13 protein-coding genes are annotated in these 20,484 nt (G+C 65.6%); 3 read left to right on the top strand and 10 right to left on the bottom strand.

Annotation, left to right across the window (positions count from 1 at the left end; genetic code table 11):
• Positions 1–15: 15 nt before the first annotated feature.
• The 10 genes from ACXRVZ_RS09780 to ACXRVZ_RS09735 form a co-directional block, all read right to left on the bottom strand.
• Positions 16–1,776, bottom strand: coding sequence for a glycoside hydrolase family 9 protein (locus ACXRVZ_RS09780; RefSeq protein WP_457421137.1), 1,761 nt, complete (start codon positions 1,774–1,776; stop codon positions 16–18).
• Between the two features lie 142 nt (positions 1,777–1,918).
• Positions 1,919–3,742, bottom strand: a complete 1,824-nt coding sequence (locus ACXRVZ_RS09775; RefSeq protein WP_458232358.1) for a hypothetical protein — start codon at positions 3,740–3,742, stop codon at positions 1,919–1,921.
• Between the two features lie 28 nt (positions 3,743–3,770).
• Complete coding sequence (locus ACXRVZ_RS09770) at positions 3,771–5,237, bottom strand: nucleoside hydrolase-like domain-containing protein (protein ID WP_458232357.1); 1,467 nt, start codon at positions 5,235–5,237, stop codon at positions 3,771–3,773.
• Positions 5,238–5,529: 292 nt separating this feature from the next.
• Positions 5,530–6,843, bottom strand: coding sequence for a GDSL-type esterase/lipase family protein (locus ACXRVZ_RS09765; protein WP_458232356.1), 1,314 nt, complete (start codon positions 6,841–6,843; stop codon positions 5,530–5,532).
• On the bottom strand, positions 6,840–8,501 hold the full coding sequence (locus tag ACXRVZ_RS09760) for a GH35 family beta-galactosidase (RefSeq protein ID WP_457421145.1): 1,662 nt from the start codon (positions 8,499–8,501) through the stop codon (positions 6,840–6,842). The genes ACXRVZ_RS09765 and ACXRVZ_RS09760 overlap by 4 nt, the downstream gene beginning before the upstream one ends.
• Before the next feature lie 330 nt (positions 8,502–8,831).
• The gene (locus ACXRVZ_RS09755; protein WP_457421147.1) at positions 8,832–9,599 is read right to left on the bottom strand and encodes a LytR/AlgR family response regulator transcription factor; all 768 of its coding nucleotides are present in this window, start codon (positions 9,597–9,599) and stop codon (positions 8,832–8,834) included.
• The gene (locus ACXRVZ_RS09750) at positions 9,596–10,618 is read right to left on the bottom strand and encodes a sensor histidine kinase (protein ID WP_457421149.1); all 1,023 of its coding nucleotides are present in this window, start codon (positions 10,616–10,618) and stop codon (positions 9,596–9,598) included. Before ACXRVZ_RS09750 ends, ACXRVZ_RS09755 begins: the two co-directional genes overlap by 4 nt.
• Complete coding sequence (locus ACXRVZ_RS09745) at positions 10,602–11,291, bottom strand: hypothetical protein (protein ID WP_457421151.1); 690 nt, start codon at positions 11,289–11,291, stop codon at positions 10,602–10,604. The genes ACXRVZ_RS09750 and ACXRVZ_RS09745 overlap by 17 nt, the downstream gene beginning before the upstream one ends.
• A 29-nt stretch (positions 11,292–11,320) precedes the next feature.
• Entirely contained in the window at positions 11,321–11,995 is a 675-nt protein-coding gene (locus ACXRVZ_RS09740) for a hypothetical protein (protein ID WP_457421153.1), read from the bottom strand.
• A gap of 170 nt (positions 11,996–12,165) precedes the next feature.
• Entirely contained in the window at positions 12,166–13,707 is a 1,542-nt protein-coding gene (locus ACXRVZ_RS09735; RefSeq protein WP_457421155.1) for a tryptophan halogenase family protein, read from the bottom strand.
• A gap of 380 nt (positions 13,708–14,087) precedes the next feature.
• On the opposite strand from ACXRVZ_RS09735, the gene ACXRVZ_RS09730 reads away from it, so the two are divergent.
• From ACXRVZ_RS09730 to ACXRVZ_RS09720, 3 genes are all read left to right on the top strand, one after another.
• Entirely contained in the window at positions 14,088–15,608 is a 1,521-nt protein-coding gene (locus tag ACXRVZ_RS09730; RefSeq protein ID WP_458232355.1) for a hypothetical protein, read from the top strand.
• A 43-nt stretch (positions 15,609–15,651) separates the two neighbouring features.
• On the top strand, positions 15,652–18,741 hold the full coding sequence (locus ACXRVZ_RS09725; protein ID WP_458232354.1) for a TonB-dependent receptor: 3,090 nt from the start codon (positions 15,652–15,654) through the stop codon (positions 18,739–18,741).
• 155 nt (positions 18,742–18,896) lie between these two features.
• Positions 18,897–20,372, top strand: a complete 1,476-nt coding sequence (locus ACXRVZ_RS09720; RefSeq protein ID WP_457421161.1) for a tryptophan halogenase family protein — start codon at positions 18,897–18,899, stop codon at positions 20,370–20,372.
• Positions 20,373–20,484 lie beyond the last annotated feature (112 nt).

The following is a 20,484-nucleotide window of genomic DNA, read 5'->3' as shown; positions in this document are numbered from 1 at the left end:
ATCCGCCACCGCTGCTCAGGGCAGGGCTGCAACGGGTGTCAGCGCCTGTAGGGCGGCCGACACGTAGACGAGAGGCGCGTTCCAGTTGATCGCGATCTCGTTGGTGGTGAAGCTGCAGAAGTCATCCAGGTAGGCCTTGGCAGGCGCCTGCGATGGATAGGCCTTCTTGCAGTCGTCGCCGCCCGGGCGTGAGCCACCGACGATCATTCCGGGCACGGGCGGCAGCTTCGGGGCGGCGCCGCTGGGGCGGTGATGGGGAAGCAGGGGCGAGCGGGTGCCGAAGCCCGTGACCATGGTGTAGCCCGTCGGGTGGCGGCCGAGCACGAAGTCGAGGGCCGCCTGCGCGGCGTCGAGATGCAGGCGATCTCCGGTCAGGCGGTAGCCCTGGACCAGCATCAACGCCTGGTTCAGCGCGACGGCGTTGCTGCCCCACTCGAAGTCCTGGCGCTGCATGGCCAGGCGATAGGGTGACTGCGCCCATCGCAGGGCCAGCGTGTCCGCCGTGCCGAGGATCTGCCGCTCGATGAGCTTGCGGTCGGCGGCCGGTGTCAGGCGCTCGCGGTGGTGGGCTAGGCTGATCCAGGCCAGCGCGCCGACGGTCGCCCAGCCTGGCGACTCCATCTTGGGCAGCGGCTGCGGCAGCGCCTGCCAGAAAGCGTCGTCACGCGTCGTGATGTACAGCTCGGCCGCGGCCCAGCTGAGCTCGTCGGAGACATGCGCATCGTCGTAGCCGCCGGTGTGGATGTCGGCGGGCTGCTGGTAGTAGACCGCCGGATGGGCGCCGGCCCAGGCCCAGGCGCGCCGCGCCGCCGCCAGCATGCGGGCGGACAAGCCGGGGCGTTGCGCCTCGAAGGGCGCAAACACGCGGCTGGCCTGCGCCATCACCGCGGCAAAGTCGAGCGTGGCCGCGGTCGTCTTCATGACGACGTAGCGCTCGCTGCGGGCCTCGTGGGGCATGACGATGCCGTCGAAGCCCTTGTTGGTGAGCTTGTGATAAACGCCGCCGTCCGCTGGGTCCTGCATGGAGAGCATCCAGTCCAGGTTCCACAGCGCCTCGTTGAGCAGGTCGGGCATGCCGTTGCCGCTCTCGGGGATGTTGAGGTTCTGCGCCATGAACAGCGCGGGGAAATGCTCCCAGGCCGCCAGCAGCGAGTAGATGGTGATGCCGGAATTGACGACGTACTTGTTGTAGTCGCCGGCGTCGTACCAGCCCTTGGGTGCGCTGATGGTCGCGCCCGCGGGGCGACCCGGGCCGGCCGCCGAGGCGTGCACGAAGACGCGGTCGTCTGCATGACCTGCGGGCCGCGCCCAGACGCCGGCATGGGCGGGGTCGAGCGCAAGGCTGGCCCGGTTGAAGTAGAAGAACTTGATCGCCGCCGCGTTGAGCGCCGCATAGGCGTCCCCTGCAACGACGAAGGGCGCGGACGGCGCCAGGCCCGCCAGCTGCAGGTGGTAGCGGCCCGGCCGGCGCAAGGCGGAAAAGTCGGCGAGGCGGACGTCTTCTTGCGCCGGTTCCCAGCGTTGTGCCGGGCCGAGTGGTCCTCGCCAGACTTCCTGGCCGGTGGCCGCGTCGACGATGGCGAAGCTGTCGGCCGACGCGCCTCGCAGCGCGGCCCACTTCGCGCCGCCCGGCAGGAAGCCGAGCTGGTTCAACTGGATGGCTGTGGTGTCGGGCCCGGCGCCGGCCATCGTGGCCGGTGCTGTGTTGCAGCCGGTCAGGCCGAGGCCGCTGGCTGCGACAAGTGCGACGAAGGAGCGGCGCGGGATGGCGTTCAAGGTTGGATGTCCCATTCGATGTTGTCGGTGGCGCCGCGCTCATCGCGCACGCGCAGGGTGACCTCAAGGCTGCATATCGGCGAGCAGCTTGGCTTGCGGTGGATGGCTCCGAGCGCAGGGGCTGACTGAGGGGCTGAGAGCGCTACTGTTTCTGCCTGCTTCCGCCCATGTCGGTTGTCGGTTGCGGCGGCTGCTGCCCTTGCGCTGTCTTGATGAAATCTTGCGCGGCCTTCAGGTTGTAGTTGAACGCCACGATCTGCATCACGCGGTCCTTGTCGATGGTCCATTCCTTGAACGACGCATCAGGCTCCGGGCTGCGGCGCATTTCCGCCAGGATCTCGCCACGGGTCACGCCAGCTTGGAGGCGCGTCTGCCACTGCTTCGCCCACCGGGCCATTGGCTCGGCCCGCGCGTTCTGTGCCAGCGAGCCGAGCGTTTGGTATGCCTTGTCCGCATTGCCGGCAAAGGCGTAGGCCAGCGCCGCGGAGCGGCCGAACGCGTCGACTTCGCGTGAGGTCTGCCAGGCCGATATGACACCTTCCAGCGCTGCGCTGCCCGGCGCATCCGYTGCAGCCACTTCGGCCTTGAAGGCTGCGAAGGCTGCTTCCGAAGATTGCGGATTCAACCCGCGCGCGCGCTGAAGATGGCCTTGCGCGGCCTGCAGCTGGGAACGCCTGGCCTCGCCCTCGCTGCGCTCCGCAAGACGCAGGTTCGCCATGCCCAGCAGATAGCGAGCCTCGAAGTTGGCGTCGTCGTCTTGCAGGATGGCATCCAGCGCAGACAAGGCATCCTGCGGATTCCCCCAGTCGATCTGTGCCCGGCTCAAGGTGAGGCGAGCCAGATCGTCGCCCGGGAATCGCGCTGCCAGAGCTCCGACCTTCTTCAGCAGCGCCTCGCCGGCCTGCCGGCTCGGGCACGACTTCAAGGCGGCATCTGCCAGCACGAACTCGCCCGTCGCGCGGGGCAGGGTACGGAACGCCACCCGGGCGGCAGGCAGGGACGGATGTGACACCCGCAGGGCTTGCGTTCCCCGAAGGCCATACCGCCACAGCACCTCGCTGATATCGGATGTCTTCATGTCGAAGGCGCGTTCGAACGCCATCGTCGGAGACACCCCTCGGCCGACGAGCACCAGATACTGGTTCAGGCGCTTGCGCTTGTCCTCCGATGACAGCATGTAGTGCGTCATCAGCCAGGACTTCGCCTCGAACTCGAGCCGCACGCCGGCGGCACCGGCGGCGTTGCGAGCGTTGGCCAGGCTCTCCTGCAGGACGTCGTCGTATTCGAGGCTGTACTGCCGACCCTCGCCGATGAAATTCAGGTAGCCCGCGATGGCCTTTGGCGCCCGGCCCACCACCATCTGTCCTTGCGAAAAACGCACGCTGGAGAAGTACTGCGCGAAGCCGTCGATGTACGACGTGGGCATGCGTATGTCCGTATGCCGGTAGAGGAAGTGCCGCGCATACGCCTCGAAGACATGGGACAGGCTGTCGTTCAGCGGCGATTTGTCGAGCTGCTCGTCGCCGAGGCTGGGGATGCGCTCCACATGGACCCCGAACCCTTGGACGCCGGAGGCGCAGCTGCTGTACAGGCCGACGGCATCGGCCGGCCGGGCGTTGTCGATCTCGCTCAGGTCAGAGACGCGGCTGTGGTAGTACAGCGTCAGCTTGGGGTCCGACTGCGCGGCCTGGCGCTCGGTTTGATCGCCAGGCACGGTGTAGATGCGCAGCACGTGGTCGAGCTTTTCCAGGTTGTCCAGCAGCGGGCTGACGTCTTCTTCGCTCGCGTCCGAATACACGACGAAGTGCTCGCTCTCGGCGCGGAACCATTTGGAGACCTCGCGCTTCTTGCCGGCGACCTCGACGCGCTCCAGATTCGACGGGCCGGCCTGCTGGGCGCTGGCGGAGCAGGCGGACAGCAGGCAGAGTGCGGCGGCGAGCGCGCTTGCCCAGGATTGGTTGTGCATGGTGTTGCTTCTCGATGTTAGGGTGACTTCAACGGGCCTGCGGCTCGATGTGCAGGATCACGCGTTGGTAGCGGGTGAGGGCAGGCGTGCCCTTGTCGGTGACCTGCACGATGACGTGGGCGGTGGCAGGCGCGTCGACCTCGGGTGTCCGCAGGCCGATGCGGGCCTGGACCTCGGTGCCCAGCGGCAGCGGCGCTTTCAGCGTGCCGGCCTCGGGATAAGGGATCCACAGGAAGCTCAGGCTGTCGCCGTCGGGGTCGCTGCTGGGGCTGGCGTCGAGGGTGACCCAGTCGCCGCCGCGTACATGCAGCTCGGTGGCGTGTGCCAGGCGCACGACGGGTGCGTGGTTGGCCTCGGCGGGTGCGCGCGTCGTCCACAGCATGCGGGCGGCGAAGTCGTTCTGAATGGCCTCGCGCCAGCGCCACAGCGTCACGGCCGCATCGTTGAACTCACGCTCTCCGGCCTTGACGGGGCGACCGTAGGCTGCAGGAACCACGGGCCGGTAGCGATCCACGGCGTTGGTCCAGATCGGGCGCGTCTCCTGCTCGACGGGTACGCCACCGGTGAAGCCGTCCGGGTCGGTGTCCTCGCGGCGCGGCGTGTACAGCTCGTAGCGCCCGCCCCAGCCACCCCAGTTCGGGTGCTCGGGCGCGTTCAGGCCGTTGGGAATGATGCCGAGGAAGGAGGGCGTGTCGCCTTCCATGCCGTAGGCAATGTCAGGATAGGCGGCGCCGAGCGGGCCGTGGCCTTGCTGGATGTGGCGCGCGATCCAGGCGTTGCTGACGTGCTGGTTGTCGATGCCCTCGACCTCGCGGTGTATCGCGGTCCAGGTGGGGCGCGCATAGCTGCCGGGGCTGACGATGTAGAAGAGGTTCGGGAATTCGCGGCGCAGCCAGGCGCCGCTGTCGTCCTGGTCGGAGATGGTGTAGACGCGCAGGCGGCTGACCGCCGTGTCGACAACTTCTTTCGTGCGCGTGCGGCGCAGGCTGTGCAGGGCCTGCGCCAACGTGTTGGCCCCACCCCAGACGCTGACCCACAGCGGGCGCGCGTCGGGGCGTTCGAGCTCACGCAGCAGCAGTTCGGAGCCGGGCGTGTCGCGCCCGTCGCCAATCGCCTGCAAGCCATAGCCGGGCTGGCCTGAGGCCACGCGGGCCAGCAGCTGTGCGGCATCGGGGTAGGCGCGGTCGTGCTGGCGCAGCCGGGGCAGCACTTGGGCATAGCGCTGGATCACCCGTTTGATCGACTCGGGATGCACGCCCTGCTTCATGTGCACCGAGGTCGTGGCCACGAGGCCGCGCAGCTCGATGTCGTTGGCGTAGAGCAGCAGCCGCACCAGGGACTGTGTGTCGTCGGGCTCGTTCTCTATGTCGGTGAGGACGACGAGGCGCGGCTTGACGAACGGCGCTTCAGGCGCGGCAGAAGCGGCGGCCGACAGCATCAGCGTGCCGAGCAGCGCAGCGAGGATCAGCCTGGGCATGAAGGTGCTGCGGGCCACGCTCAGCGGAACAGTCGTTGCGCAAAGTGAGCAGGCGTGATCTGGGATTCAGGAGCGTTCATGTCGGCCTTACCGGCGGCGCAAAAATTGGTATGACCAACTGTAGGCTACGCAGGGGCGGCCGCATCAATTCGCCTTGGATTTTTGCCGCTCAGGTTAATAGTGACCTGACCAATTCTGAGCGTTGAAGGTCAGGCTCAGGAGCCCTGAACTTCGCGGGCGCAGGGCGCCCGATCAGCCTGCGTGGGAAGTCAACGAATTTGGCGTCGGTCGACTTCTGCTGAAAAACGTGTCAGGGGCGCTCCGCCAACAGCTTGTCCAGCGTCGGCGCCATAGCGCGCTGCCAGAGTCCGTAGCCTTTCTCGTTGGGATGCAACAGGTCGGGCATGACGTCTTTGCCCAGCGTGCCGTCGGCATTCAGCAGCGCGGCGTTGATGTTCAGGAAGTGGACGTTGCGGCCGTCTGCGTAACCCTCGATGAGCTTGTTCACACGCTCGTTGATGCCGCGCTGGAAGTCGTCAGGCTTCTCGCCGCGCGGGAAGATGGCCAGCAGCAGCACCTTCGTCTTGGGCAGCCGTTGCCGAATCTCGTCGACCAGCCGCTTGATGCCGGCCGCCGTGGTGGCCGGGCTCTCGGYGCGGTGGCCGGTGTTGTTGGTGCCTATCATCAGCACGGTGACCTTGGGCGCGATGCCGTCGATCTCGCCATGCTGGAGTCGCCACAACACGTTCTCCGTGCGGTCGCCGCCGAAGCCCAGCGCCAGGCCATTGAGCCGAGCGAAGTGGCGTTGCCAGACCTCGCGGCCGTCCTTCTCCCAGCCCTGGGTGATGGAGTCGCCGATGAAGACGATCTGCGGCGGCGTGCCGGCATCGACGAGCTTGCGCTTCTCTTCGAGCTTTTCCTGGTGGCGGGGCAGCCACCAGTCGACGGCCCAGGACTCGTCCAGCATGGCCGGTGTGACGGACTCCGTGCGGTAGTCCGGGCAGGCAAGACCTGGCCTGGCCTCGCGGGTGATGCGCACATTCGCCACGCTGACGCGGCCGCTGCCGGTGCTGTCCAGCGCAAAGGGCAGCTTGACCTTTGAGAAGTCGGCGCCCTCGCGCGCGAAGCAGCTCAGCGGCAGGGCGATGTGCTGCCAGCCTTTGCCTGCGGCGGCGCGTGCGGGTGCGATGAGGTTGACGCTGCGCTCGCAGCCGTCACCGCAGGCGAGCTTGGCGCGCACGCCGCCCTGGGCCAGGTCGCCAACATCGAGGTCGAATTCCAGCGTGCCGCCGAGGTAGGGGCGCAGGTCCAGCGGCTGGCGCGACTCGAAGCGCAACGTGGCCGACCAGAGGTTTTTCCAGTCCAGCAGCACGGCCTCGCGCTGGCCGGCGCTGCTGCGCGCGCTGGCACCTAGCGTGCTGGCGCGGGCGTACTCGGCCGTGGGCGCGGGCACGACGACGCTGTCGCCGCTCAGCTCGGCCTGCGTCTCCCAGTGGCCGACGACGGTGCGCCAGGCACTTGGCGGGGCCGGCAATATGGTGATGTCCGGGCCGGTCTGCGCCAGGGCACCGAAGGCCGAGGCGGTCAGCAGCGTGCCGAGGAGGATCTTGCGAAAAGCGCTCATTTGTAGCGCCCTATCTTGACCTTGAGCACGCGCGGGTTGGCGACGAAGTTCAGGCCCCAGTCGACCTGGTCGCCGTTCCAGCGCCGCTCCATCACCCATTTTCCATTCGCGTCATAACGACCTTCCTCGGCGGACTCGATCAGCGCGCGGCCGCTGCCTTCGATGTCGTCGATGCGCACGCGAGCCTGCTGGCCCACCAGCAGGAATTCGTCGTCGCCGATCTGTGCGATGGACACGCCGCCGACGAGCCTGGCGGCATGCGCCGGCGCCTCCTTCTGGTTGCCCGGCCACTCGCGCTCGCCGAACTGCCATTGGCCGAAGGTGACGTGGGCCTTCCAGCCCTTCATCGTGATGAACTGGTCGGCATGGTCATCGGGCTCGGCAACGCCGTGCGTGCGGCCTTCGAAGGCCCATTGCGCCCATTGGCGCTGCATGGGGCGGAAAGCGGCAAAGATCTTCGCGAAGGGCTCCAGCGTCGCCTTGTCGTTGGTCTTGGCTCCGAGCGGATAGTTGGCGTAGTCGAAGTAGTCGATGCCAAAGGGCGAGACGCCGATGGCCCCGCTGCCGAGGATTTGATACAGGTAGCGCGCATAGAGCTCGGCATTGCCGATCTCGGGCACGAACAGCGCGTTGTCGGGGCGCTTGAACTTGTCCAGGTTGGCATTGAGCTTGGCCGACTCCGGGTTGTAGATGTCGGGGCCGACGATGTCGATGGCGGGCGCGGCGACCTTGTAGATGTCGATGACGTCGTAGGTTGGGCCGCCGCTCGCGAAGTTCTTGTTCCAGGGTTTGGGCGGCTGCTCCAGCGGGTCGCGCAGCGCGTTGTTCACATACATCGGCAGGTCGTAGACGGCACGGCCGGCCTTGGCGATCTCGCCGATGTAGCGGGCCTTGGCCCAGGCGTGGAAGTACTCGTCGGCGTAGTCGCCATAGACGGCTCGCCATGAGCCGCTCGCGGCGCCAGGCACCGGCGCCTTCTTGCGCGCCAGCACGGCGGGCGGCACGTCCTGCTCGAACAGGCCCTGCGCCCGCTTGCCGAAGTCGCGCACCAGGCCGAAGGTGCCGACCTCGTTTTCCACCTGCACCATCAGCACGGTGCGCTGCTTCTCGTCGACCTTCTTCAGGTGGGCCATCAGCGCGGTGAAGGCCTTCTTGTCGGCGTTGAGCGTGTGCTCGCCCAAGGGCGACAGGCAGTAGCTGTCCTTGCCGTCCTGGTCGACCATGCGCGGGAAGCGTTGGTTGTCGAACTTCACCCAGGCCGGCGTGTACTGCGGGCTGGTGTTCTTCCAGGTGCCGAACCACAGCAGCACCACGCGCACCTTGTGCTCGCGTGCCTGCTTGAGGAGGGTGTCGACGAAGGAGAAGTCGAAGCGACCCTCGACTGGTTCGACCTGTTCCCAGGCCACCGGCACCTCGACGGTGTTGGCGTTGATGTCGGCCACGGCGGGCCAGACCTTTTTCAGCGCCTCGGGGTAGCTGCTTGAGTTGTGAACCTGGGCGCCGAGGATGGTGAATGGCGCGCCGTCAACCAGCAATGCGTGGCGGCCGTCACGCTGCACGAGGCGAGGCAACTCGGCGGCGAACGCTGCCGCACAGGCGAACAGGCACAAGCTGGCTAGCGCGGGTCGTCGAAGGGATCCAAAGGGGAGTGGGAGCATGGCGAAGGGGAGGTGGGCGAGTGCCGGTTTGGTGAGACTTCAGGTAAGGGCGGCAGCGCATTCCGTTGGCTTGGCGCCAAGACGAGCGCACCGATCTCGCCGGCACAAATTCAGAACTTGACGTTGATTCGCGTGAGAAGCGCCGACCTCAGGATCAGGCCGCGCGCTGTCTGAGTGGCAGCCAGGCGAACGGAATGCGAGCGCAGCCTGAGCAAAATTTTGGTAATGCCACTTTGATATATTATTGTTTTGGTCTTACCAGATAATACCCGGATTGATCCGAAATAGCTGGATTGGCGAGGGTTTGGGCCAGAGAGGTTTCGGTGCCAGCTACATCGGCTTGAAGCGCTGCTGGAAGCTCTGGCTGACCGGCAGCCTCGTACGCCCGTCTTTGAGCAGCACCTCCATGCCGCCGAGGCTTCGATCGACGCGCCCGACATGGGTGAGGTTGATGACGACGGCGCGGTGGATCTGCCAGAACTGCTCCGGGTCGAGTTGCAGCAGCAACTCGCGCAAGGACAGGCGCAGCAGGTATTCGCCGTCCGCGGTGACGGCGCAGGTGTATTTGTTGTCGCTGCGGAAATGGCTCACATCCGCCACCATCACCAGGTGCAGGCGTTCGCCCTGAGAGGCCTGGAGCCAGCGCAGCGGCGCGATGGGTGCGACCGGTTCCTCGGGTGGCAAGGGTGGCGGCGTCCACTGCTGCAACCAGCGTGCTAGCTCGGCCGGCGGCAATTGCAGACGCTGCTGCAGGCGCTGCACCGTTTCGCGCAGGCGTTCGCTGGACAGCGGCTTGAGGAGGTAATCGACCGCGCCCTGATCGAAGGCGGTCACCGCATGCGCGTCGTAGGCGGTGACGAAGACGACGTGGCACAGGCCTTTGATGCGCCGCGCCAACTGCAGGCCATCCAGGCCTGGCAAGCGGATGTCGACGAAGACGATGTCCGGCCGCAGTTCCAGCACCAGAGCCAGGCCGTGTTCGCCGTCCTCGGCCTCGCCGAGGACTTGCAATTGCGGCCACAGCTCGGCGAGCCCCTCGCGCAGGCGCTGGCGTGGCAGGGCTTCGTCTTCGATCAGAAGGGCAGTGGGGTTCTTCATCGGGATTCGGAGCTGTCCCAGGCCAGCTCGATGCGCGCGCACACGCCGCCTGTGGGGCGCTGTTGAACACTCAGGCGTGCGGCCTCGCCATACAGCCCGGCCAAACGGTCGCGAACGTTGGCCAGGCCCAGGCCTTGGCCCTGAGTGGGCGATGCCATGGCTGCCTGCAGCCCGATGCCGTCGTCGCGCACTTCCAGCACGAAGCGTTCGCCCTCGCGCCGCGCCTCGAGATCGATGCGTCCACCCTGCGGCTTGGGCTCGATGCCGTGGCGCACGGCGTTCTCCACCAGCGTCAGCAGCATCAGCGGCGGCAGCTTGTGGTCGTTGCAGCCGGCCCGCACTTGCAGCCCGAAGCGCAGGCGTGTGCCCAGCCGCGTGGCCATCACGGTGAGGTAGGCGCTCGCCAGCTCGAACTCGCGGTCCAGCGTGCTCATGGGCTGGCGCAGCGAGGGCAGGGCCAGGCGCAGATAGTTGTGAAGCTCGCCGAGAAATCGCTCGGCCGTCGCCGGCTGGCTGCGGATGAGCTGCTGCAGGCTGGCCAGCGCGTTGAACAGGAAGTGCGGTTCGACCTGGGCCTGCAACGCCTTCAATTCGGTCAGGCTGACCTGTCGCGACAGCTCGGCCATCGCCGCCGTCTGCTCGGCGCGCGCCAGGCGCAGCGCCAAGGCCTGCTCCTCGCGCCAGCGCCACCAGCGCAGCGGCAGATGCATCAGCAGCGCGAAGGCGAAGGCCGGCAGCCAAGGCTTCCACAGCGCGAGCGGGCTCAGCCATTGCGCCAGGCCGATGCCGGGCAGCAGCAGCGTCCCCGCCGCCGCGCCCAGGGCCGCGGCCAGCGGCACGGCCAGGGGCCACCAGCGCCAATTGAGCGTGAACCACGCGGCGCTGTAGGCCAGCCACAGCTGAGCGGCCAGKGGCAGCCAGCGCGCCTGCGGCCAGGTCCAGTGCAGCAGGGCCCAGGCCGCCCAGAACAGCAAGGCCGGGAGGAGGGCGCGGCGCAGCGCGTCAGTCCAGCGCGGCATTTCTCAGCGGCGAAGGTGGCAACTTTGCCGTTTCTGCCAGCGACGCTGCGTAGAAGCGCCGCGCCTGCTCCAGGTCGATGCCGATCGGCGTTGTCGTTGGCGCCACTTCAGGGCCGACGACCTCGAAGCGCAGGCCGCGCGCCCACACCTGCCCTTCGCCCGCCAGGCCCACGCCCAGGCCGAGGTGGGTGGCCTCGGCCGGCACTTCCACCACGACGCTCATGTCATGCCAGCTGCCATCTGCCGGTACGGCGCTGCCCTTGGGCAGCGGCGTTTCCCGGCCTCTTGCGGCAGTCACGTCGATCATCAAGTGGCCGAAGCCCTCGCCGAGGTAGAGGCCGGCCCAGCCGCGGACGCCTTCTGCCCTCAGCTCGCCGCTGAAGCGAACCCGCTTGCCGGCATAGCCCAGCACCGATTGATAGGCCGAACCGGCGCTGATAGGGCCTTGCGCCTTCGAAGAGACCGAGCGGATCGTCAGGGTGGGCGCGCCACCGGCAGAAGGATCGATGCCCACCTCATAGCCATTCATCGCCGCCGCAGGTGTCATGTTGGCGGGGTCGGTGGGATAAGAATTCTGGGAGGTGAACCAGCCCTGGGGCATGCGGAGGCTGGCGGCGCTGACGCTGAACACGACGGCGGCCAGCGGCGCGAGCAGGAGGATGCGGTAGTTCATGTGGAAGGTCCTTGGTGACGTCGTTGGGTTTATTGCAGGGACAGGTTTTGCGGCTGCATGGGCGCCGTGTCTTGCTGCCGCGCCCTCAGCATCTGCTGCACCTTCTCGTGCAACTCCCGTGCGGCGACGGCCGCCTCGACGCCAAAGCGTTGTGTGCTCAAAGGCACGTCCCGCCCCACCTTCTCTAGCCGCACGCTTCTCGCCCAGACCTGGCCGTTGCCGGCCAGGGCCAGGCCCACGCTGACTGCGCCAGGGCCGTCGGCGGGGATGTCGGCCACCACGCTGACCTCGCACCAGTCCGGGCAGGCGGCTGCGCCGAGCGGCGGTGTCTTGTCGAAGTCCGGGTCGAGGTGGGCCAGGTAGAGCAACTTGTAGCCGGAGGCCACGACCAGGCCGCCCCAGCCATCCACGCCTGCGGCCTTGACCTGGCCGGTGAAGCGCACGCGCTGGCCGGCATAGCCCTGGACGAACTGGCCGATGCCGCCGATGTCGCTGATGGATCCCTTGCCAATGGATCTGACCGTCAGCGCGCGTTGGCCGCTCGCTTCGCTCTCGGGGGCGACGCCGGCTTCATGGGTGTTGCCGTCGGGCCACCGATAGGAGGCGCCCGAAGCCCAGCCGTCCGGCTGGCGCAGCGTGTCGGCGCCGCTTGCGCTCAGGGCCAGCGCCGCCAGGGGCACGGTCAGGAGAGTTCGATAGTCCATGTGTTTGTCCGTGGAGTTGAGTAGGCAGACGCAGTGTGGACAGGTGCGGCGAACCCCGCCCGAGCGAAGCGACGAGCCAGCGTCGGCACCGACGAGGCAGGTCCGGCACCGACAAGCGACTTCGACGCGGGGACCGGAGAGACCCTCGTCGATGGGCGCCTCGTGCGTCATCAGTCGCTTGGAGACGCGGTGATCCGGTCCAGGAAGTTCGCGTGCGACGGCATGGCTGCCACCGTGCGCGAGATCGAGCTGTGCACGGCGTGGAGGTGCCGGCTGATCAGCTGCGGGTCCACCAGGTCGACATAAGGGTCGTACCGCTCGGGGTAGACGCCCAGGCCCATCAGGATCGAGGCCCACGACGGCTCGGTAAAGCCTTCCGGTTCGATGACGGCGACTCGACCGGTCTTGCGGAAGAGTTCAATCTGATGCGCAAGGTCATCAGGTATCGACATGTCGGCGCAGTAGCGCCAGAACTCGCTGTCGCGACGCTCCCCCAGCTTGTAGTGAAGGATGATGAAGTCGCGCACGGACTCGTAGCGGTAGGCCATCTGCCGGTTGAACTCATTGGCAAGCGCCGGCTCGAAGCTCATGTCAGGCAGCATCGCCGTCAGGCGGCTGACGCCATCCATGATCAGGTGAAGGCTGGTCGATTCCAGCGGCTCAAGGAAGCCGGACGACAGCCCGATGGCGACCACGTTCTTGACCCAGGCGCTCTTTCGTCGCCCGGTGATGAAGCGCTGGGGGCGCGGGTCGTCCAGCGGCTTGCCGTCCAGATGGGCGAGCAGCGTCCTTTCCGCCTCGCCCTGGTCAAGGTAGCTGCTGCAATAGACCAGCCCGTTGCCCGTGCGGTGCTGCAGCGGAATGCGCCACTGCCACCCGGCAGACCGTGCGGTCGATGTGGTGTAGGGCGTCATGGGCGTTGCGCGCTCGCAAGGTACGGCCAGGGCGCGGTCGCAGGGCAGCCAGCGGCTCCAGTCCTCGTAGGGCGACTTCATCGCACCGTCGATCAGGAGGGCGCGAAAGCCCGAGCAGTCGATGAACAGATCTCCTTCGATCCTGCGTCCGTCGCTCAGGTGCAGCGTGGTGACGAAGCCGTCTTCAGGGCGCGTCTCGACCCGGGTGATCGTCCCTTCGACTCGCTTGGCGCCGTGCCGGAGCGCGTACTCGCGCAGGTAGGCGCCGTACAGCGAGGCATCGAAATGAAACGCGTAGTTGAAGGCGTTGGAAGGTGAGGGCTCACCGGGCTGCGGAGGAGCAAAGCGCAACTGCCTGGCCATCACCGTCGCGGTCGACCACTCTTCGTATGACGGCAGCTTGGGATCCTGGCCGCGCATCCTGAGCCAGTAGGCCCACAGCGGCCGGTTGTGGATGGCTGGGCCAAAGCCGCCGAAACCGTGGAAGAAGCGATTGCCGATCCGACCCCAGTCCTGGAACTCGATGCCCAGTTTGAAGGTCGCTTTCGTCTTGCGAACGAAGTCCGCTTCATCGATGCCGAGCAGCTGGTTGTAGAACTGGATGGTCGGCAACGTGGCTTCGCCGACACCGATGGTGCCGATGTCAGCCGACTCCACCAGCGTCACCTCGCAGTGCTGATCCGGCTGGTCAGGCCGGCAGAGCATGCGTGTCAGCGGCGCGGCGGTGATCCAGCCGGCACTGCCGCCGCCGACGATGACGATGCGCTGAAGTGGACGATTTCGCAAAGCAGTCTCCAAAAAAACACATTTGGTCAGTCCAGGAGTTTGCCCTATGTCTCTTTGGTCTTACCAGTTGTACGCTTGTCGCACGGCATCGGAATGAACTCTGGCGCACGGCGCGGTTGACGCCAGCCCTGGAACACGGTGACCAACGACGTAACAAGGCGGCTCTCTCGCATGCTAATAGTTTGTGCAGTGACCGAACCAATTTGTCGTCAGTGAAGCAGGCGAGCCCGATCTCGAGGGGGCGGCGTCGCCGCAGACAAGGTCTGCGGTCAGGTTCCCTCAGTCATTTAAAAACAGGAGACAGAACGTGAAGAAAAAGTTGGTTCCGCAGGCCCGGAAGTTGACCGTTGTAGCGGCTTGCGCTTTTTTGGCCGCCTGCGGAGGCGGTGGGGGTGGTGGGGGCGGAGGGCCGCTTCCAGGCCATCAGCTTCAAGTACCCGGGCGGCGGTGCATTGTTCAGTGCTCCGACGACCTTGTCGGCCACCGCTACCTCCGGGCTGCCGGTCACCTTCCGCAGTGGCACTCCCACCACCTGCACCGTGGCGGACAAGCTGGTGACGCTGGTGGCCGCAGGCGAGTGCCAGATCATCTCCAGCCAGCCCGGTGGGACTAGCGCGGACGGCACCGTATGGGCTGCTGCAGACGATGCGAGCCAGCTGTTCGTGGTGTTGAAAGCTGCACAAAGCCCGATGACGCCGCTGAGTATTGTTCTGCGGGCGGCTACAGCAAGCGTCACGCTGCCAGACAAGACCAGCGCGGGTCTTCCGGCGACCTACGTGTCGTCGACGCCAGCGGTCTGCACCGTCAGCGGCACGACGCTGAAGGCTTTGAGCCTGGGTAGCTGCCAGCTTGCGGTGACAGCGCCTGCCAACGACTCATACGCCGCCCTGAACGCGCCGCTGGTCTTCGTTGCAATCACCCCAGACTTCCCTGTGGTGGCTCAGTTGGACGGTCTGACTCGGACGGTCGCGCTGGGTTCGCTCGACGCTGCCGGCAACGCCCTGACCTATGCAACCACCACTCCCGCAGTTTGCGCGGTAGCAGGCAATGAGCTTCGCCTGAACGCCAAGGGCATCTGCGCGGTGACCCTGTCCAGCGCAGGAGGCACTTCCGAGAACTACCAGGTGATCGTTGATCCGCGTGTGTTCGCAAGCGGCTTCGACACAGGGGCGAGGCGCACTTCGCAGTTGGGTGAAATCAAATACTCAGCTGGCTTCCCGCGCGCTTGGTGCGCTGATGGACCGGGGGGGACGAATTGCAAACTGACAGGGATACCGGGCTTTGCCGCGATCTTCACTCTGGAGGCCAACAAGAAGTTGAATCCGGACTGGGACGGTACTTCCAAGGACTGGTGGGGTTTCCTCAGGGGCGAGATCGGCGCACCGATGAAGAAGGTCGACACCAACTTCGAATTGCTTCCTTTCGACGTGAAGACCGAGGAATCCATCATGGTGTCGGTGGGCATCAACGCGACCGCGCTCGTCACTGAGGCTGATGGTCCTGATCAACCTCCCCGTGGTTTTTACGTGCGTGTCAAGACCAATCACCTCAACAAGAAGGCCGACGGCTCCAGCTGCTATGTGACCGCCTCGGCGCACGTGCTTCCCAAATCTGCGGGATGGGCTAGTTACGTGATTCCGTTCAAGGACTTCGTGGTGACCGACAAGTGCGACATCGCCGCTCTTCCGCAGACCGAAGGGTGGATGTTCGACTGGGGCCTGTCTGCCGAATCGAAGACGGCCGCGCTCGCCGAGATCCGGACGTACGGCATCCGCTCGGTGGTATTCGAGCCTGGCAGGACAAATTCCACCAAGCCGACGCCTAGGGCCGACGGTACGACTCCGAAGCCGACGGACGACGACTACACGCTGAGCACCGAGATCACCGTCTTTGGCCAGATCACCGTGCAGTGAGCACACCGTGGCTTCACTTCAAACAATTGAGAGAGACAAGTCGATGAGAAAGTTCAGAACGACCGCCATCCATCGCGGCATGGTCCACATGATGCTGCTCACCGTGGGCGGCGCTGCCTTGGCGCAGACCACAGCGGACAAGCCGACCAGCCTTGACACCGTCGTCGTCACCGGGCAGCGCCAGGCGCTGCAAAATGCTCAAAAGATCAAGCAGAACGCCGAGGAGATCGTTGACTCGGTTGTCGCGGAAGAGGCCGGCAAGCTGCCGGACAAGTCGATCACGGAAGTGCTGCAGCGCGTCGTCGGCGTCATCATCGACCGCAACAAGTCGCGTGGCGACCCAGAGCACTTCTCCGTCGAAGGCTCGGGCATCAGCGTGCGCGGCCTCAGCTGGGGTTCGTCGCTGCTGAATGGCCGCGAGTCGTTCTCGGCCGGTTGGCCGGGCCGCGAGCTGAGCTGGGGCGATGTGCCGCCCGAGCTGATGATCGGTGTGGATGTCCACAAGAATCCCTCCAGCGAGATCATCGAAGGCGGCGTCAGCGGCACGGTGAATCTGCGCACTGCCATGCCCTTTGATTTCAAGGGCACCAAGGCATACATGTCCGTGGGCAACAACTACACGCAGCGCTCGGGCAAGAATTCGCCCAGCGTGTCAGGGCTGTACACGACTCAATGGAATACGGACATCGGTCGCGTCGGCGTTCTCGTCGACCTGTCCTACAACCATTCCAGCTTCCAGAACGAGAGCATCCAGCTGGATGCCTATTACCCCCGCACGGACCTGATCGCTGGCAAGGTGGCCTGGGCGCCGAAGTCTGCCTCGTTCCGCAACAACACTGGCGACAACGAACGCGCCGGCTTCTACGGTGCACTGCAGTGGAAGAAGGAGGGCATGGAATCGGCGCTGACCTATTTCATGTCGGGCGCGCGTGAGACGGGCAGCGAGCAGGGCTTCTACTCCGGTGTGGAGAACGCGTACAAGTCGAAGATCGACCCCGCGACTGCGGTGTACGACGCCAATAACGTTCTGCTCTCTGGCCGCTACACCTATCCCACTGGCGCGGGGGCGAACGACTTCGTCGCCGGCGGCCTGGGCCTGCAAATCACGCGCGGCTGGAACCAGAGCAAGTCGCAGACCAATGAGCTGGCGTGGAAGTTCAAGTGGACCGTCAACGACAGGTGGCAGCTGGAGAATGACCTGCAGTGGGTTCACGCGAAGAACGATTCCGTCGGCCGCAACCTGCAGCTGGGCACTTTCGCGCCGAGCATGAACATCGACATCCCCGGAAAGGCGCCGGTTCGCATCGGGTTTGATCAGGCCGCCGTGGATTTCCTGGCCGATCCGAAACACTACTACTGGAACTTGGCCATGCCGGGTATGAGCAAGGCCGATGCCGACCTCTACGCCTGGAAGGCTGACGCGCGTTACCGTTTCGAGGACAACCCCATCCTGCGTGACATCCGTGTCGGCGTGAGAACCACCTACCGTGTGGCGCGCCATTACGACGCCTCGGGCGATGGCTGGAGGTCCGTTGCGAACCCCTGGGAAGTCAAGCCGAACGTCGTCCCCGGCCAGTACCCGCCAGACGATGGCTCATGGCAGTCGCGCGCAAGCTTTGCCTACATGAACGTTCCGAAGTACCAAACAGTGCCGGTCGAAGTGTTCAACTTCGGCAAGTTCTATGCGGGCAAGGCGGGCTCGCTGCCGAACATCGTCATGCCGACGATCGGCGCCGTGCGCGACTACCCGAACTCGAACAAGACGCTGCTCAACGACTACCGCTATCAGCAGTGCCTGGACGGCAAGGCGCGTTACCCGGGCGTGACGTGCAATCCAGCGGACTTCAATAACTTCAAGGAGCTGGTTTACGACGGCGACCCGTCCAAAACCAGCACGCACAGCGAACAGACCAATGCGGTCTACGCCACGCTGCGCTTCGGCTTCGACGACCTGAAGTTCCCGATCGAAGGCAATGTCGGCGTGCGCGCCGTGCTGACCAGCGATGTCTCGCACGGCTACTCGGTTTTCCAGAACACATACGACACGAATTCGCCGCCCCATATTCCGCGTTTCACAGACCTCACCGAAGCTCTCGACGTGCGGAACCAATTCGTCAAGGTGCTGCCGTCGCTCAACCTGAAGATGAATTTCACCGACAGGTTGCAGGCCCGCCTGGCGATGGCCCAGAGCATGAACCGGCCCGGCTTCAACCAGCTGGGCGAGTACATCAAGCTGTGGCAGAACTACGACACCGAAAAAGGGACGCTCACCTACCGTGGAGAGAACACCGGCAACGTCAAGCTCAAGCCGATCACGGCCAACAGCTATGACCTGGCGCTGGAGTGGTACCCGCGTGACGGGCAGTCCCTCACGGGCACGGTGTTCAATAAAGACGTCAAGAACGTCATCATGAACTCCTCTTACACCCGTGCCTACAACAGTGACGCCGGCAGTCCGCAGCTTTTCCCCATCACRGGTCCCGCCAACGTGGGCAAGGCCAAGGTCAACGGCATCGAGGTTGCGGGCATGACCTACCTGGACAAGCTTGCGTTCCTGGAAGGTGTGCTGCCGGAGTGGGCCAAGGGCATCGGCGTGTCGGCCAACTACACCTACATCAACGCCAAGCAAAGCCTTTACAAGCAGATCTACAACCCCTACTGCGATGCGGGCAACACGGCGGTGAATGGCACCCTGCACCTGTTCGGCTGCGACACCAACGGCCTGCCGTTTGGTGACCTGCCGCTGCCCTACATGGCCAAGAACGCGTACAACCTCGTCTTCATGTACGACCGCGGCCCGTTTTCGGCGCGGCTGGCCTACAACTGGCACAGCCGGATCCTGCAGTCGGCAGACGCGAATGGCACGCGTGGCACCGATGCGACGAGCGCGGACCCGTCGCGCCCGGGTGCCCAAGATGTGGGTTGGGGCCTGCCAGTTTGGCAGGAGGCATTCGGCCAGTGGGACGCCGGCTTCAACTACAAGATCAGCGACAAGCTCGGTGTGTCGCTCAACGTGACGAACTTGAACGACGTCATCGTCCGGCAGACGCAGCAGCAGCACATCGGCGTGATGGGACGTGCGTGGTTCTACCCTGGCCGCAGCTATTCGATGAGCGCACGCTACGAGTTCTGACGCGCTCCTAATTCGGCGTCACCTGCATGCCGCCCGGACGGGTTGTCCGGGCGGCATGCCTACTTGTGTGGGTCGGCGCCGCGCATGGCCAGAGATGGAAATGATTGGCGCCGACGCAGGTCGTTCAACGCGCCAAGTAACTTGGCAGGGTCTCTATGACGCAGAAGTTTGATCGCATCGTCGTGGTGGGTGGTGGCAGCGCGGGGTGGATGACGGCCACGGCACTGGTCACGGGGCTGAAGGGCCTCGGCATCACCGTCGAGGTGGTCGAGTCCGAGGAGATCGGCATCATCGGCGTCGGCGAGGCCACCTTCCCATCCATCCGCAACTACAACGACTTGGTCGGCATCGATGAGCGCGATTTCCTGCGCGCCACGAACGGCGCCTACAAGCTCGGTGCCCGCTTCTGCGACTGGCTGGAGGTAGGTAAGGACTACTTCCACACCTTCGGCAATTTCGGCAACCTGGTCGGCTCGCAGGCGCCTTGGGCCCAGCACCGGCGCATGGGTCTGACCGAACCCTTGGGCCTGCAGTGCGTGTCGACTGTGATGGCAATGCAGGGCCGCTTTGCGCAGCCCTCCAGGGAGGCCGAGTTCAACTACGCCTATCACTTCGACGCCGTGCAGTACGCGGCTTATCTGCGCAAGCTCGCGATGCTGCGCGGCGCCCGCCACACGCAGGGGCGCATCGTCGACGTTACCCGCCGCGCGGATGGCGGCGTGGCGGCCGTGCAGCTCGACGATGGTCGGCGCATCGAGGGCGACGTCTTCGTCGACTGCTCTGGCTTTCGTTCGCTGTTGCTGGGCGACGCCCTGCAGGAGCCCTTTGTCGACTTCAGCCATTGGCTGCCGGTCGATGGCGCGTGGGCCTGTACGACAGCGCGTGTCGACGAGGAGCTCGCTCCCTATACACAGGCCACTGCGCTTGAAGGCGGTTGGGCGTGGCGCATCCCGCTGCAGAACCGCACCGGGAATGGCCACGTATTCGCAAGTCGCTTCATCGATCCGGAACGCGCGCGCGAGCAACTGCTGGCCCGCCTTGACGGCAAGCCGCTTGGCGAGCCTCGGCTGCTGCGTTTCACCACCGGCCACCGCCAGCGCTTCTGGGTCAACAACGTCATCGCCATCGGCTTGTCCTCGGGCTTTCTGGAACCGCTGGAGTCCACCAGCATCTACCTGATTCAGGACGGCATCAGCCGCCTGATGACAATGCTGACTGCCGGCCGACCGCTGGATGAGAACGATCGCGCGCAGTTCAACGATGGCGCCGTGCGGCGCTTCCAGCGCATCCGTGATTTCGTCATCCTTCACTACTGCCTGACCCGCCGCCGCGACAGCGAGCTGTGGCGCTATGTGGCGACGATGGAGCTGCCCGAGACGCTGGCCTTCCGCATGGAGGTGTGGCGGCGCTACGGCGTGCTGCATGAGTACGACGAGGAAGGGTTCCTTCCCACCAGTTGGCTGGCCATCCACGCCGGCATGGACCACTGGCCCGAGCGCCACGACCCGGTCGTCGGCGAGATTCCACAGGAACGAGCGCGGTCAGCACTGCAAGCGCGTCGCAACGCCATCAAGGCATCGGTGGACCGCATGCCGCTGCACCATCACACGCTGCGCAAGACATTGGGGTAACTGCGAGACTGCACTGCGTTCGGTTGATCGCTGCCGCCGCCCAGCGCCAGCTCAACCTTGCGCATTGCCGTACCTGCCGAACCCTTCTGAGGCATGGATGGAAGAGGCCGGT

The sequence above is a fragment of the Roseateles sp. P5_E8 genome, from assembly GCF_054177665.1.
The sequence above is the reverse complement of the archived record's forward strand: the minus strand, read 5'-3'. Positions and strand labels throughout refer to the sequence as shown.

Excerpts from the sequence above, each read along its gene's own strand:
- ACXRVZ_RS09740 (WP_457421153.1), bottom strand. The coding sequence starts at position 11,995 with ATGGACTATCGAACTCTCCTGACCGTGCCCCTGGCGGCGCTGGCCCTG.
- ACXRVZ_RS09755 (WP_457421147.1), bottom strand. The coding sequence starts at position 9,599 with ATGAAGAACCCCACTGCCCTTCTGATCGAAGACGAAGCCCTGCCACGC.
- ACXRVZ_RS09760 (WP_457421145.1), bottom strand. The coding sequence starts at position 8,501 with ATGCTCCCACTCCCCTTTGGATCCCTTCGACGACCCGCGCTAGCCAGC.
- ACXRVZ_RS09720 (WP_457421161.1), top strand. The coding sequence starts at position 18,897 with ATGACGCAGAAGTTTGATCGCATCGTCGTGGTGGGTGGTGGCAGCGCG.
- ACXRVZ_RS09745 (WP_457421151.1), bottom strand. The coding sequence starts at position 11,291 with ATGAACTACCGCATCCTCCTGCTCGCGCCGCTGGCCGCCGTCGTGTTC.